The organism is Pseudomonas sp. RP-B7 (assembly GCF_059803535.1).
The window spans coordinates 438149-453830 of the sequence record NZ_JAPFHC010000001.1 but is presented as its reverse complement, the minus strand read 5'-3'; the positions used below and the strand labels follow the sequence as shown (position 1 = coordinate 453830).

The following is a 15682-nucleotide window of genomic DNA, read 5'->3' as shown; positions in this document are numbered from 1 at the left end:
GCTGCGAATATGAGAAAGAACTTCCCGTAAACCGGTATTGGAAACTTCCCTCATTGCGTGGCGGCGGGCCGTGTATGAGTTCCTTTTTTGTACCCCCGAAAGGCTATGGCTGCGGTGTTGCGGTTTCAGGCCAGGTTTTGCTCAGTGAGCCGCTGCACCGCCAGGCGTCGGTAGTGGGACGGCGTCATGCCCTTGAGCTGTTGGAAGCGTCGGTTGAAATTGGAGATGTTGTTGAAGCCCGACTCAAAGCACACATCCGTGACGGCTTTATCGCCATCGGCCAGCAATTCGCAGGATTTGCTGATGCGCAGGCGATTGACAAACTCGATAAACGTGCGGCCCGTGGCCTGTTTGAACACTCGCGAGAAATACGTGGGTTTCATCCCCAGGTAATCCGCCACTTCCTCCAGCGGCAACTCGCGCGCGTAGTGGGCAAAGATGTAGTCCACCGCGCGGTTGGTACGGTCGATGCTGTGTTCGTCAGCCAGTTGCGGCGTGGTCACGCCAGACAGCAACTGGTAATCCTCACAAGCACTGAGCACTTCCAACAGGATAAAAAAGTGCCCCAAGCGTGCCATGCCCTGGGCATCCTCGATGCGCTGCATCAAGGCCATGGCCTGGGCGATGGTCTTTTTGCAGCGGAACTCGATACCGTATTGGGCACGTTCCAGCAGCGGCGCCAGGCTCTTGAGCTCGGCGAAGATCTGGCTGCCGTTTTCCAGCAATTCATCGGTGAAGTTCACCAGCATGTCGCGCTTGGGCACCACTTCGTCTTCTTCAACCTGGCTGATCCAGTTGTGGGGCAGGTTGGGGCCGGTGAGGAACAGGCTTTCCGGATAGAAATTGCCGATATAGTCGCCGATAAACACCTTGCCGGAGCTGGCGACGATCAGGTGCAGCTCGTATTCCTTGTGGAAATGCCAGCGCACCAGCGGGCAGGGGAAGCCGTGCTGACGATAGATGATGGACAGACCGTTGTGATCGTCCATCAGCTCGTAGGAAGGGTCGGTGATGCGCGTTGCTCGGGTCATGCTGCCGTCGCTTTATTGTTGGTTGCGACCCGAATAATGCCCCTATGCGTGTAAGCCTGCCAGCGCCGATGTTTATACGGTGCGGTTTTTCGCCTCGATCCACTGGGACATGTACTGGGTACTTTTATGGGCGTGATGGCGCAGCATGCCGCCGGTGAAGTTGTCGCGGCGATGGGCTTGGAGGCGGCTGCGGCACTGCGCCAGGCAGGCCACCAGTGCTGGGGCGTGGAGGGCGGTGTCGTAGCGACTTGCCAGCAATCGACGCCCCTGTTCCTGGGCCTCGGTCCACCGCGCGCGGTCCTGATACAGCGCCACGGCAGCGGCGGCCAGGGCAGGTGCGCTGTGGGCGATCACGCCTGGCCAGGCTTGCCTGTCGCCCATGGCCTCGGCGCCAATCGGCGTGGTGATGTTCGGCGTGCCGCAGAGCATTGCATCCGCCAGCTTGCCCTTGATACCCGCGCCAAAGCGCAGCGGCGCCAGGCAGATGCGTGCTGCGCCCATTACTTGCAGCGCGTCTTCGGCCCAGTTCATTACATGAAAACCCTGCGCCGGGTTGTGCAGCGCGGTGGCCTTGGGCGGCGTGTAGGCGCCGTAGATGTGCAGTTGGGCGCCCGGCAGCTGCTGGCGGATCAGCGGCCACAGGCTGTTCTTCATCCACAGCACCGCGTCCCAGTTGGGCGCGTGGCGGAAGTTGCCGATGCTGAGGAAATGCGCGCGGTCTTCAAACGGGGTGAAGGGCGCGGCCGGTGCGTCAAGCATCAACGGGCACCAGTGCAGCAGGGCCGCCGGCACCTTGAAGTGTTCGGTGAGCAGGCGGATTTCCGCGTCGGAGATCATCAGGCTGATGTCGCAGCGGTAAATCGCCGCGATCTCGCGCTTGGCGATATCGGTGTCGGCCATCAGCTGGAATTCTTCCTCCAGCGCCGGGGCGAACAGGGCGCTGAAGTCGTCGCTGTCGGGATGGGCCTTGAGGTGGTCCTTGAGGCGCTGCTGGCGCGCGTCGCGCAGGCTTTGCAGGTCGCTGGTTTCCAGCACGCGCAGGGCGTCGGGGCAGTGTTTTTCAACGCGCCAGCCGAATTGCTCTTCCATCATGAAACGGTCGAACAGCACGATGTCCGGGGCCAGTTCGCGGATAAAATCGTCGAAGCTGCTGTTATTGAGTTCGATGGCGCATTCGCTGATGCCGAGTATTTGCAGGTCGGCCTTGTGTTCGCCAAGCGCGGCAGGGCTGCTGAAGGTGATATCCCAGCCTTGCGTAAGGAAACTCTGCAATATTTGCATCATGTGTCCGCCAGCGGCCGAGGAGCGCGGCTCCGGCCAGACATAACCAATGACCAGGACTTTGGTGGCGGGCTGATTCATCAACAACGACTCTCTTGAAGGGCAGGCGAAAAGCGCGCAATTAAACCACAACCCCACCGATGAGAATTTGTGTCTGGCGGTAGGTAGCCACCGCGCTTTGTGGTTAACTTCGGCCTCTCGAATTCGTTTAACCCAAATAGCATAAGGATTCCGTTCATGGCTCAAGTCACCCTCCGTGGTAACCCTGTCCAGGTTGAAGGCCAATTGCCGCAAGTTGGCACCCCGGCGCCCGATTTCACCCTGACTGCCGGCGATCTGTCGGATGCAACCCTGGCGACCTTTGCCGGCAAGCGCAAAGTGCTGAACATCTTCCCAAGCGTCGACACCCCGACCTGCGCGACCTCGGTGCGCAAGTTCAACGCCCAGGCCAACGAGCTGAACAACGCCGTTGTCCTGTGCATCTCCACCGACCTGCCGTTCGCCCAGGCGCGCTTCTGCGGTTCCGAAGGCCTGGAAAACGTGAAGAACCTGTCTGACTTCCGTGACGCGGCGTTCGCCGTTGACTACGGTGTCGCGATTGCTGATGGCCCGCTGAAAGGCCTGACCGCTCGCGCTGTCGTGGTACTGGACGAAAACGATAACGTCCTGCACAGCGAACTGGTCGCCGAAATCGGCCAAGAGCCAAACTACGATGCAGCCCTGGCTGTGTTGAAGTAACTGTTTCGGCGCATTGCTGTCGCTTGGCAGTAACACGCGTGCTACATGATTGCGGCCTGGCCTAGTCCAGGCCGTTTTCATTTAAGGGTCAACCGCTTAGCTGAATTAGCGGATGGACTAAAGTCAGAAGTTAAAAGTTGTAAGCCCAAGGTAAATAGCCGGTAAAGGCGCTTCTCTAAACGCGCTCCAGTGCTTATCTTTCAGCCTCCCGAAGAAGAAGCTCTCGCGCCCAATGGTTGATCAATCCATGCAATCCTCCCCCCGTAAATCCCGCCGCTGGCTGTTCGGCCTGCTCGTGCTGCTGGTCATCGCCGGCCTGTGCTGGAAATTCTGGCCCGCCAGCCACAAGGACGCCGCAGCACAGGCGCCGGCCGGGCGTGCTGGCAAGTCGGGGATGATGCGCCCGGGCTTTGGTGGTGCCACGGGGCCGATCCCGGTGCGTGTCGCGCCTGCGGTAGTCGGTGATTTCCCGGTGTATTACAAGGCGCTGGGGACCGTGACGGCGCTCAACACCATCAATGTGCGCAGCCGGGTGGGCGGCGAGCTGATCAAGATCGCCTTTGAAGAAGGGCAGATGGTCAAGGCCGGCGACCTGCTGGCAGAGATCGACCCGCGCAGCTACCAGAACGCCTTGCTCCAGGCCCAGGGCACGCTGCTGCAAAACCAGGCGCAGTTGAAGAACGCCCAGGTGGATGTGGAGCGTTATCGCGGCCTGTATGCCCAGGACAGTATCGCCAAGCAGACCCTGGACACCGCCGAAGCACTGGTCCTGCAATACCAGGGCACGGTCAAGACCAACCAGGGCGCGGTGGACGACGCCAAGCTCAACCTTGAATTCACCAAGATCCGTGCGCCTATCGGTGGTCGTGTCGGCCTGCGCCAGGTCGATGTGGGCAACCTGGTGGCGGCCAACGACACCACGTCGCTGGCGGTGATCACCCAGACCCAGCCGATCAACGTGGCCTTCACCCTGCCGGAAAACACCCTCGACACGGTGCTTGCCCGCTATCACGCCGGCAACAAGCTGCCGGTGGAAGCCTGGGACCGTGGCGACGTCAAGAAGCAGGCGGTCGGCGTGCTGCAAAGCCTCGACAACCAGATCGACGTCACCACCGGAACCCTGAAGTTCAAGGGCCGTTTCGATAACAAGGACCAGGTGCTGTTTCCCAACCAGTTCGTCAATGTGCACTTGCTCGCCGACACCCTGCACAACGTTGTGCTGGCGCCGTCCGCGGCGATCCAGTTCGGCAACAACGGCACCTTTGTCTACAAGCTCGATGGCGACAAGAAGGTCAAGATCCAGCCGCTGGTAGTCGGTGACACCGATGGCGACAACACCGTGATCAAGCAAGGCCTGGTGGCGGGTGACCGCGTGGTACTGGAAGGCACCGACCGCTTGAAGGACGGCAGTGAAATCGAAGTGGTCAACGACAGCAGCGAAGTGTTGACCACTGCGACCGAACACCTGCAAGGCAAGCCTGCGGCGAAAGGGGAGACCGGCACCACCGCCGGCAAGGCGCAAAAGGTCGGTTCATGAACCTGTCGCGGCTGTTTATCCTTCGCCCGGTCGCCACCACGCTGAGCATGCTGGCCATTGTGTTGGCCGGCATCATTGCGTATCGCCTGCTGCCGGTTTCGGCGCTGCCCCAGGTGGATTACCCGACCATCCGCGTGATGACCTTGTACCCCGGCGCCAGTCCGGACGTGATGACCAGTGCCGTCACCGCGCCTTTGGAGCGCCAGTTCGGCCAGATGCCCGGCCTCACGCAGATGGCGTCCACCAGTTCCGGTGGCGCGTCGGTGCTGACCCTGCGCTTCAACCTCGACGTCAACATGGACGTCGCCGAGCAACAGGTGCAGGCCGCGATCAACGCCGCTACCAACCTGTTGCCCAAGGACTTGCCCGCGCCGCCGGTGTACAACAAGGTCAACCCGGCGGATACCCCGGTGCTGACCCTGGCCGTCACCTCCAAGACCATGCTGCTGCCCAAGCTCAACGACCTGGTCGACACCCGCATGGCGCAGAAAATCGCGCAGATCAGTGGCGTCGGCATGGTCAGTATTGCCGGCGGCCAGCGCCAGGCCGTGCGTATCAAGGTCAACCCCGAGGCCCTGGCGGCCAACGGCTTGAACCTGTCGGACGTGCGCACCCTGATCGCTGCCTCCAACGTCAACCAGCCCAAGGGCAACTTCGACGGCCCGACCCGCGTGTCGATGCTTGACGCCAACGACCAGTTGGTCTCGCCCCAGCAATACGCCGAGTTGATCCTGGCGTACAACAATGGCGCGCCGTTGCGTCTGAAGGACGTCGCACAGATCGTCGACGGCGCCGAAAACGAACGCCTCGCTGCCTGGGCCAACGAAAACCAGGCCGTGCTGCTCAATATCCAGCGCCAGCCTGGCGCCAATGTGATTGAAGTGGTCGACCGCATCAAGGCGCTGCTGCCAAGCATCACTGACAACCTGCCGGCCGGCCTCGATGTGCTCGTGCTGACCGACCGCACCCAGACCATCCGCGCCTCGGTCACTGACGTACAACACGAATTGCTCATCGCCATCGCCCTGGTGGTGATGGTGACCTTCCTGTTCCTGCGTCGGTTCAGCGCGACGATCATCCCGTCCATCGCCGTGCCGCTGTCGCTGGTGGGCACGTTTGGGGTGATGTACCTGGCCGGTTTCTCCATCAACAACCTGACGTTGATGGCCCTGACCATCGCCACCGGGTTTGTGGTGGACGATGCCATCGTGATGCTGGAGAACATCTCGCGCTATATCGAAGAGGGCGAGACCCCGCTGGCGGCGGCACTCAAGGGCGCCAAGCAGATTGGCTTCACCCTGATCTCCCTGACCCTGTCGCTGATCGCGGTATTGATCCCGTTGCTGTTCATGGCCGACGTAGTGGGGCGCTTGTTCCGCGAATTTGCCATCACCCTGGCGGTGGCGATCCTGATTTCCCTGGTGGTGTCCCTGACCCTGACGCCGATGATGTGCGCGCGCCTGCTCAAGCGTGAACCCAAGGAAGAGGAACAGGGCCGCTTCTACAAGGCCAGCGGAGCATGGATCGATTGGATGATCGAAGCCTACGGCCGCAAGTTGCAGTGGGTGCTCAAGCACCAGCCGCTGACCCTGCTGGTGGCCATCGCCACCCTGGGCCTGACCGTGTTTCTGTACCTGGTGGTGCCCAAGGGCTTTTTCCCGGTGCAGGACACCGGTGTGATCCAGGGCATTTCCGAAGCGCCGCAGTCGATTTCCTTTGCGGCCATGAGCCAGCGCCAGCAGGCGTTGGCCAAGGTCATCCTGGCCGACCCGGCGGTGCAAAGCCTGTCTTCCTATATCGGCGTGGATGGCGACAACGCGACCCTCAACAGCGGTCGCCTGCTGATCAACCTCAAGCCCCACGGCCAGCGCGACTTGAGTGCGGCCGAGGTGATCACCCGCCTGCAACCGCAAATCGACAAGCTGGTGGGCATCCGCCTGTACATGCAGCCGGTGCAGGACCTGACCATCGAAGACCGCGTGAGCCGTACCCAGTACCAGTTCAGCATGTCGTCGCCAGACGCCGATTTGCTGGCGCTGTGGAGTGACAAGCTGGTGCATGCCTTGAGCCAGTTGCCGGAACTCACTGACGTCGCCAGCGACTTGCAGGACAAAGGCTTGCAGGTGTTTCTGGTGATCGACCGCGATGCGGCCTCGCGCCTGGGCGTGACGGTCTCTACCATCACCGACGCGCTGTATGACGCCTTCGGCCAGCGGCAGATTTCCACCATCTACACCCAGGCCAGCCAGTACCGCGTGGTGTTGCAGGCCCAGTCCGGCGAAACCCTCGGCCCGGACGCGCTGAACCAGATCCACGTGAAGACCACCGATGGCGGCCAGGTGCGCCTGTCCAGCCTGGCCCGGGTCGAGCAGCGCCAGGCGCAGTTGGCGATTGCCCATATCGGCCAGTTCCCGGCGGTGATGATGTCGTTCAACCTGGCCCCCGGCGTCGCGCTGGGCAAAGGCGTGGAACTGATCAACCAGACGCAGAAGGACATCGGCATGCCGGTGGGCGTGCAGACCCAGTTCCAGGGCGCGGCCCAGGCGTTCGAGGCGTCGTTGTCGAGCACCTTGCTGCTGATCCTGGCGGCGGTGGTGACCATGTACATCGTGCTTGGCGTGCTCTACGAGAGCTATATCCACCCGATCACCATTCTTTCCACCTTGCCGTCGGCGGCGGTGGGCGCTTTGCTCGCTTTGCTGCTCAGTGGCAATGACCTGGGCATGATCGCGATCATCGGCATCATTTTGCTGATCGGTATCGTGAAGAAGAACGCGATCATGATGATCGACTTCGCCCTCGACGCTGAGCGCAATCAAGGCCTGGACCCGCAGACCGCGATCTATCAGGCCGCGCTGCTGCGTTTCCGGCCGATCCTGATGACCACCCTGGCGGCCTTGTTTGGCGCGGTGCCGTTGATGCTGGCCACCGGTTCCGGCGCAGAGTTGCGTCAGCCATTGGGCCTGGTGATGGTCGGCGGCTTGTTGGTGAGCCAGGTATTGACCCTGTTCACCACACCAGTGATCTACCTGTATTTCGACCGCCTTGGCCGTCGCTGGCGCAAAGAGCCGCAAAGCCTGGAGCCGGTTGAGTCATGAACCTGTCCGGACCTTTCATCCGCCGCCCCGTCGCCACCATGCTGTTGAGCCTGGCGATCATGCTGCTGGGCGGTGTGAGCTTCAACCTGTTGCCGGTGTCACCGCTGCCGCAGATCGACTTCCCGGTGATCGTGGTCTCGGCCAGCTTGCCCGGGGCCAGTCCCGAGGTGATGGCCTCCACTGTGGCGACGCCGCTGGAGCGCTCGTTCGGCGCAATTGCCGGCATCACCACCATGAGCAGCAGCTCCAGCCAGGGTTCGACGCGGGTGATCCTCGCGTTCGACTCCGACCGCGACATCAACGGCGCGGCGCGGGAAGTGCAGGCCGCGATCAACGCCTCGCGCAACCTGCTGCCCAGCGGTATGCGCAGCATGCCGACCTACAAGAAGATCAACCCGTCCCAGGCGCCGATCATGGTGCTGTCGCTGACCTCGGACGTGTTGCAGAAGGGCCAGTTGTACGACCTGGCCTCGACCATCCTGTCGCAAAGCCTGTCCCAGGTGCCGGGCGTGGGTGAAGTGCAGATCGGCGGCAGTTCCTTGCCCGCGGTGCGTATCGAACTCGAACCCAAGGCCCTGGATCAATACGGTGTGGCCCTGGACGATGTGCGCAACACCATCGCCAACGCCAACCAGCGGCGGCCCAAGGGCTCGCTGGAAGACAGCGAGCGCAACTGGCAGATCCAGGCCAACGACCAGTTGGAAAAAGCCAAGGACTACGAGCCGCTGCTGATCCGCTACCAGAATGGCGCGGCCTTGCGCCTGGGCGATGTGGCCAGGATCAGCGACGGCGTGGAGGACCGCTACAACAGCGGTTTCTTCAACAACGATGCGGCGGTGCTGCTGGTGATCAACCGCCAGTCCGGCGCCAACATCATTGAGACCGTCAGGCAGATCAAGGCGCAGTTGCCGGCGTTGCAGGCGGTGCTGCCGTCCAGCGTTAAATTGAACCTGGCCATGGATCGTTCGCCGGTGATCACTGCAACCCTGCATGAAGCCGAAATGACCCTGCTGATTGCCGTGGCCCTGGTGATCCTGGTGGTGTACCTGTTCCTCGGCAATTTCCGCGCCTCGCTTATTCCAACCCTGGCGGTGCCGGTATCGCTGGTGGGCACCTTTGCGGTGATGTACCTGTTCGGTTTCTCGCTGAACAACTTCTCGCTGATGGCGCTGATCCTCGCCACCGGGCTGGTGGTGGACGATGCCATCGTGGTGCTGGAGAACATTTCCCGGCATATCGACGAGGGGGTGCCGCCGATGAAGGCGGCGTACCTGGGTGCCAAGGAGGTCGGCTTTACCTTGCTGTCGATGAACGTGTCGCTGGTGGCGGTGTTCCTGTCCATCCTGTTCATGGGCGGGATCGTCACCAACCTGTTCCGCGAGTTTTCCATCACCTTGTCGGCGGCGATCATCGTTTCGCTGGTGGTGTCGCTGACCCTGACCCCGATGCTCTGCGCGCGCTGGCTCAAGCCACATGTCAAAGGCCAGCTGAGTGGGTTGCAGCGCTGGAGCCAGAAGGTCAATGACCGCATGGTCGCCGGCTACGCTACCAGCCTCGACTGGGCGTTGCGCCATCGCCGCCTGACGCTGCTCAGCCTGTTGATCACCGTGGGGGTGAACATTGCGCTGTACGTGGTGGTGCCGAAGACCTTCATGCCGCAACAGGACACTGGGCAGTTGATCGGTTTTGTGCGCGGCGACGACGGGCTGTCGTTCAACGTGATGCAGCCGAAGATGGAGACCTTCCGCGTAGCGGTGCTCAAGGACCCGGCGGTGCTCAGCGTGGCGGGCTTTATCGGCGGCAACAACGGCACCAATAACGCGGTGATGCTGGTGCGCCTCAAGCCGATCAGTGAACGCAAGGTCTCGGCCCAGGCGGTGATCGAGCGTCTGCGCAAGAACGTCCCGTTGGTGCCGGGCGGGCGCCTGTTCCTGATGGCTGACCAGGACCTGCAGTTCGGCGGCAGCCGCGACCAGACCAGCGCGCAGTATTCCTACATCCTGCAAAGCGGCGACCTGGCCGCGTTGCGCCTGTGGTATCCGAAAGTGGTCAGCGCCTTGCGCGAGCTGCCGGAACTTACTGCCATCGACGCCCGCGAGGGGCGTGGCGCGGCGCAGGTCACGCTGGTGGTCGACCGCGACCAGGCCAAGCGCCTGGGTATCGATATGAATATGGTCACCGCGGTGCTGAACAACGCCTACAGCCAGCGGCAGATTTCCACCATCTACGACAGCCTGAACCAGTATCAGGTGGTGATGGAAGTCAACCCGAAATACGCCCAGGACCCGATCACCCTCAACCAGATGCAGGTGATCACCTCCAGCGGGGCGCGGGTGCCGTTGTCGACCATCGCGCATTATGAGAACAGCCTGGCCGACGACCGTGTCAGCCACGAAGGCCAATTCGCTTCCGAGAACATTGCCTTCGACATGGCACCCGGGGTCACGGTCGAGCAGGGCACGGCGGCCATTGAGCGGGCGATCGCCAAGGTCGGTTTGCCGGAAGATGTGATCGCCAAGATGGCCGGTACCGCCGATGCGTTTGCGGCGACCCAGAAGGGCCAGCCGTTCATGATCCTCGGCGCGCTGGTGGCGGTGTACCTGGTGCTGGGCATTCTGTATGAAAGCTACATTCACCCGTTGACGATTCTTTCGACCTTGCCGTCGGCAGGTGTCGGCGCCATGCTCGCCATCTACCTGACGGGAGGCGAGTTCAGCCTGATCTCCCTGTTGGGCCTGTTCCTGTTGATTGGGGTGGTGAAGAAGAACGCGATCCTGATGATCGACCTGGCGTTGCAGCTGGAGCGCAATGACCGCATGGGGCCGCTCGAATCGATTCGCAGTGCCTGCCTGCTGCGTTTGCGGCCGATCCTGATGACCACCCTGGCCGCCATCCTCGGCGCCTTGCCGCTGCTGCTGGGTGCCGGCGATGGCGCGGAAATGCGCCGCCCCCTGGGCCTGACCATTATCGGCGGCCTGGTGTTCAGCCAGATCCTGACCCTTTACACCACCCCGGTGGTTTACCTCTATCTCGACCGCGCGCGCCACCGCTTCAACGCCTGGCGCGGCGTGCGTACCGATGCTGCCCTGGACACTGCGCTATGACCGATTCAACCTTTGCCCGATTGGCCCTGTTGCGGGGCTCCCGCGTGGCGAGCCTGGTGCTCTGCGGCGCGTTGCTCAGTGCCTGCGCCGTCGGTCCCGACTACAAACGCCCGGACGTGGTCGAGCCGGCACAATTCAAGGAAGCCCAGGGTTGGCGCCAGGCGACCCCAAGCGACTCCTTGGCCCGTGGCGCCTGGTGGGAGTTGTACGGCGACCGCCAGCTCAATGAGCTGGTGCTGCGCCTGAACAGTGCCAACCAGACTGTGGCCCAGGCCGAAGCGCGCTTTCGTCAGGCCCAGGCGCTGGTGCGCAGTTCCCGTGGCGCGTTTTACCCCACGGTTGACCTGAGCGCCGGGAAAACCCGCGCCAGCCAGGGTACCGGCAGCAGCAGCGCCAGCCTGAGCAGTTCCAGCAGCGGTATCCGTGACACCCTCAATGCTCAATTGGGTGTGAGTTGGGAGGCGGACATCTGGGGTAAATTGCGCCGTGGCCTGGAGGCCAACGAGGCCAGCGCCGAAGCCAGCTCGGCGGACCTGGCGGCGATGCGCCTGAGCCAGCAGTCGGAACTGGTACAAAGCTACCTGCAGTTGCGCGTCATGGACGAACAGACGCGCCTGCTGCAAGCGACCCTGGAGACCTATCAACGCTCCCTGCAAATGACCGAAAACCAATACCGCGCCGGTGTGTCCGGCAAGGACGCAGTGGCTCAGGCGCAAACCCAGCTCAAGTCGACACAGGCCAGCCTGATCGACCTGATCTGGCAGCGCGCCCAGCTGGAAAACGCCATCGCGGTGTTGATCGGCGAGGCTCCGGCCAACTTCAAGCTGGCGGTGAGCAATGATATTCCCGCGTTGCCGCAGATCCCGGTGAGCCTGCCGTCGCAGCTGCTGGAACGGCGCCCGGACATCGCCTCGGCCGAACGCGCGGTGATCGCCGCCAACGCCAATATCGGCGTGGCCAAGGCCGCCTATTATCCGGACCTGACCCTGAGCCTGGCCGGTGGTTACTCCAGCAGCACCTACGCCGACTGGATCAGCCTGCCGAACCGCTTCTGGTCGGTGGGGCCCAAACTCGCCATGACCCTGTTCGACGGCGGCCAGCGCTCGGCGGAAGTCGACCGCACCGTCGCCAGCTATGACGAGACCGTGGCCAAGTACCGCCAGACCGTGCTGGATGGTTTCCGCGAAGTGGAAAACTACATGGTCCAGCTCAAGGTGCTGGAAGACGAGGCGGTGGTCAGCAACGAGGCGCTGGAGGCCGCGCGTGAGTCGCTGCGCCTGACCCAGAACCAGTACAAGGCCGGGTTGATTGCCTACCTGGATGTGGTGCAGGTGCAAGCGACGGCCCTGAGCAATGAGCGCACCGTGCTGACCCTGTTGCAGACGCAACTGGTGGCGAGTGTGCAATTGATTGCGGCGTTGGGCGGCGGTTGGGACGGGAAAACCGCGTTTGACGCAAAGGATTAACGGCAAACATGGACTAAATGTGGGAGCTGGCGTGCTCGCGAATGCGGTGTGTCAGTCAACGGATTCATTGGCTGATCCAGCGCCTTCGCGGGCAAGCCCGCTCCCACAGTTGATGGGTGTTGATGGGGCGTCAGTGCTCTGCTGGATCGCCCAGACACTGCTAGTCTTCTGAGCGAGGCGACGAAGGCGGCGCTGTGGTTGAGGGGTTGCCCCTCAGCCATGGAATCTCCCACATCTGGTTTCGATCAGTCTGCGGATTCTGGGGTATTTGAGCCAGTAGTTTGGCGTCAAAAAGTCCATGATGGCCATGCGCTAATATTTCAACTCTACAATAATCAATCTCGCTACAATCGCCGCCTTTGCCACCTGGCACGGGTTTTTTAAGGCCCGTCAGTCTTGAGAAGTCCCATGCTTATCGGTAGCTATTCCCCCTCGCTGGTCGTGATTTCTCTGCTCGTTGCGATCCTCGCGTCCTATACCGCGCTGGACCTGGCCGGGCGCATTGCGACCGCCAAGGGCCGTGCGGTCTTGTATTGGATGAGCGGTGGGGCCGTGGCAATGGGCGTGGGCGTGTGGTCCATGCATTTTATTGGCATGTTGGCGCTGCGCATGCCGTTCGCCCTGGGTTTCGACGTGGGTATCACTGCGCTGTCGCTGCTGATCGCGGTGTTGTCCTGCGGCTTTGCGTTGTGGCTGGTCAACCAGTCACGCTTGCCCGCCTGGCAACTGACATTGGGTGCGCTGGTCATGGGCGCGGGCATCAGCAGCATGCACTACACCGGCATGGCCGCGATGCGCATGACCCCCGGCATCGACTACGACCCCACACTCTTCAGCGCCTCGTTGCTGATCGCGGTGGTGGCCTCCGGCGCAGCGTTGTGGATCGCCTTCCACCTGCGCCGCGATACGCCTTACGTGCGTCTGATGCGCGGTGGCGCTGCCGTGATCATGGGGCTGGCCATCGTCGGTATGCATTACACCGGCATGGCGGCGGCGCAATTTGCCGACGAGAGTTACTGCGGCGCCGCGGTGTCGGGCCTCAGTGGCAAGGGCCTGGACAACCTGGTCGTGGTCACCAGCCTGGCGGTCCTGGTGATTGCCTTGCTCACCTCGGTGCTGGATGCCCGCCTGGAAGCGCGTACCTCGGTACTGGCCGACTCCCTGAGCCTGGCCAACCAGGAACTGACCCACTTGGCCCTGCACGACCCCCTGACCGGGCTGCCCAATCGCACGTTGCTCGCCGACCGTATCCAACAAGCGATGCAGGTGGTCAACGAAAAGGGCGGCTGCTTTGCCCTGATGTTTATCGACCTGGATGGGTTCAAGCCGGTCAACGATGCGTTCGGCCACCATATGGGCGACCAATTGCTGTACGAAGTCGGCCTGCGCCTGCGCGAAGACCTGCGCAGCCAGGACACCCTGGCGCGCATCGGCGGTGATGAATTTGTATTGCTGGTGCGCCTGAGCCAGCCCGACGATGCGCTGCGCCTGGCCGAGCGCCAGGTGGGCCTGGTCAACCGCGCCTTCAAGGTCGCCGAGCATGAGCTGAAGATTTCCGCCAGCGTGGGCATTGCAATCTACCCCGGCAACGGCAGCAACCCCCAGGAACTGCTGATGAACGCCGACGCCGCGATGTACCACGCCAAAGGCATGGGCAAGAACGGCTACAGCTTCTTCGACGTGTCGATGAACACCAACGCGCGCAAGCAATTGCAGTTGTTGCAGGACTTGCGCAACGCCGTCGAGCAGCAACAGTTCCGTCTGTATTACCAGCCCAAGTTCGACGCGGTGACTGGCATCCCGGTCGGCGCCGAAGCGTTGTTGCGCTGGGAACACCCGCAACAAGGCCTGTTGCTACCGGCGACGTTTATCGAGCTGGCGGAAAAAACCGGGCTGATCATTCCTATCGGCGAATGGGTGCTCAACGAAGCCTGTCGCCAGATGCGCCTGTGGTACGTGCAGGGTTATGAAGACTGGCGTATCGCCGTGAACCTGTCGGCGCTGCAGTTCTGCCACGCCGGGCTGGTCAACAGCGTGGCCACGGCACTTGAACGTCACCAGTTGCCGGCCAACAGCCTGACCCTGGAGATCACCGAAACCACCGCCATGAGTGATGCGGACGCGAGCATGACCGTGTTGCAGCAGCTCTCGGACATGGGCGTGGACCTGTCCATCGACGATTTCGGCACCGGCTATTCCAGCCTGATGTACCTCAAGCGCCTGCCGGCCAACGAGCTGAAGATCGACCGCGGTTTTGTGCGCGACCTTGAGCACGACGGCGACGACGCCGCCATTGTCTCGGCCATCGTTGCCCTCGGCCAGGCTCTGGGCTTGCGCATCGTCGCCGAAGGGGTGGAGACCGATGCGCAGCAAACCTTCCTCACGCGGCTGGGCTGTAACTCGTTGCAGGGCTACCTGTTGGGCCATCCGTTGCCGGCGGAGCGGTTCATGGCCGATATCCAAAGCGCGGAAGCGGCCGTTGCGCCTGACAAAAACCGTGTGTGACGGGTATTCTTGGGCCCAACCCTAAACATTCGGTTGAAACAGGAGATCACTCCCATGGACAAAGTCGTCATTATCACCGGGGGCAGTCGGGGGATTGGCGCGCAGACGGCCTTGCTGGCGGCGCGCCAGGGCTATCGCATCTGCATCAATTTCCAGTCCGACGAGGACGCTGCCCACCGCGTGCTTGAGCAGGTCCGCGCGTTGGGTGCACAGGCCATCGCGGTGCGGGCAGATGTCAGCATCGAAGATGAAGTGATCATGCTGTTCAATCGCGTCGATGCCGAACTGGGGCGCGTTACAGCGTTGGTCAACAACGCCGGCACCGTGGGGCACAAGTCGCGGGTCGATGAGATGTCCGAGTTCCGTATCCTCAAGGTCATGAAAACCAACGTGCTGGGGCCGATCCTGTGTGCCAAGCATGCGCTGCTGCGCATGTCGCCCAAGCATGGCGGGCAGGGGGGCAGTATCGTCAACGTGTCGTCGGTGGCGGCGCGGTTGGGCGCGCCGGGAGAATACGTGGACTACGCCGCGTCCAAGGGCGCGCTGGATACCTTCACCATCGGGCTGTCGAAGGAAGTTGCGGGGGAGGGTATCCGGGTCAACGCCGTGCGCCCCGGTTATATCTTTACCGATTTTCATGCGCTCAGCGGCGACCCGGATCGGGTCAGCAAGTTGGAGTCGGGTATCCCCATGGCCCGGGGCGGGCGTCCGGACGAAGTGGCGGAAGCGATTATCTGGTTGTTGTCGGATAAGGCTTCCTACACGACCGGGACGTTCCTGGATCTGGGGGGCGGTCGCTAGACAGCGGTCAGGTGAGAAACTCGCGCAGCACTGGATAACCCTTGTCGGAAAATTCCTGAGTACGCTGGCTTCGGAGTTTTCCAGCGTGTCGTAGCCGTCGATTTTGCCGTTGCGGCTGTGA

At 62.3% G+C, this 15682-nt stretch carries 9 protein-coding genes; 7 read left to right on the top strand and 2 right to left on the bottom strand.

The genetic code is table 11. The annotated features are described in order from the left end of the window. Positions 1-125: 125 nt before the first annotated feature. A complete protein-coding gene (locus tag OPU96_RS01990) occupies positions 126-1031 on the bottom strand; it encodes an AraC family transcriptional regulator (RefSeq protein ID WP_192299618.1) in 906 nt (301 codons plus the stop codon). 72 nt (positions 1032-1103) lie between these two features. Beyond that, positions 1104-2393, bottom strand: a complete 1290-nt coding sequence (locus OPU96_RS01985; protein ID WP_226457118.1) for a glycosyltransferase — start codon at positions 2391-2393, stop codon at positions 1104-1106. Positions 2394-2549: 156 nt separating this feature from the next. Here OPU96_RS01985 and tpx point away from each other — a divergent pair, with 156 nt between their 5' ends. From tpx to OPU96_RS01950, 7 genes are all read left to right on the top strand, one after another. After that, positions 2550-3050, top strand: coding sequence for a thiol peroxidase (tpx, locus tag OPU96_RS01980; RefSeq protein ID WP_226457117.1), 501 nt, complete (start codon positions 2550-2552; stop codon positions 3048-3050). Between the two features lie 232 nt (positions 3051-3282). After that, the gene (locus OPU96_RS01975) at positions 3283-4587 is read left to right on the top strand and encodes an MdtA/MuxA family multidrug efflux RND transporter periplasmic adaptor subunit (RefSeq protein WP_498558560.1); all 1305 of its coding nucleotides are present in this window, start codon (positions 3283-3285) and stop codon (positions 4585-4587) included. Next, positions 4584-7685, top strand: coding sequence for an MdtB/MuxB family multidrug efflux RND transporter permease subunit (locus tag OPU96_RS01970; protein ID WP_192299614.1), 3102 nt, complete (start codon positions 4584-4586; stop codon positions 7683-7685). The genes OPU96_RS01975 and OPU96_RS01970 overlap by 4 nt, the downstream gene beginning before the upstream one ends. Beyond that, the gene (locus OPU96_RS01965) at positions 7682-10789 is read left to right on the top strand and encodes an efflux RND transporter permease subunit (RefSeq protein ID WP_226457115.1); all 3108 of its coding nucleotides are present in this window, start codon (positions 7682-7684) and stop codon (positions 10787-10789) included. The genes OPU96_RS01970 and OPU96_RS01965 overlap by 4 nt, the downstream gene beginning before the upstream one ends. After that, positions 10786-12255: an efflux transporter outer membrane subunit gene (locus tag OPU96_RS01960; RefSeq protein ID WP_192299612.1), complete on the top strand. Its 1470-nt coding sequence runs from the start codon at positions 10786-10788 to the stop codon at positions 12253-12255. Before OPU96_RS01965 ends, OPU96_RS01960 begins: the two co-directional genes overlap by 4 nt. A gap of 408 nt (positions 12256-12663) precedes the next feature. Next, complete coding sequence (locus OPU96_RS01955) at positions 12664-14760, top strand: putative bifunctional diguanylate cyclase/phosphodiesterase (RefSeq protein ID WP_226457114.1); 2097 nt, start codon at positions 12664-12666, stop codon at positions 14758-14760. Positions 14761-14814: 54 nt separating this feature from the next. Next, on the top strand, positions 14815-15561 hold the full coding sequence (locus OPU96_RS01950) for an SDR family oxidoreductase (protein WP_192299610.1): 747 nt from the start codon (positions 14815-14817) through the stop codon (positions 15559-15561). Positions 15562-15682 lie beyond the last annotated feature (121 nt).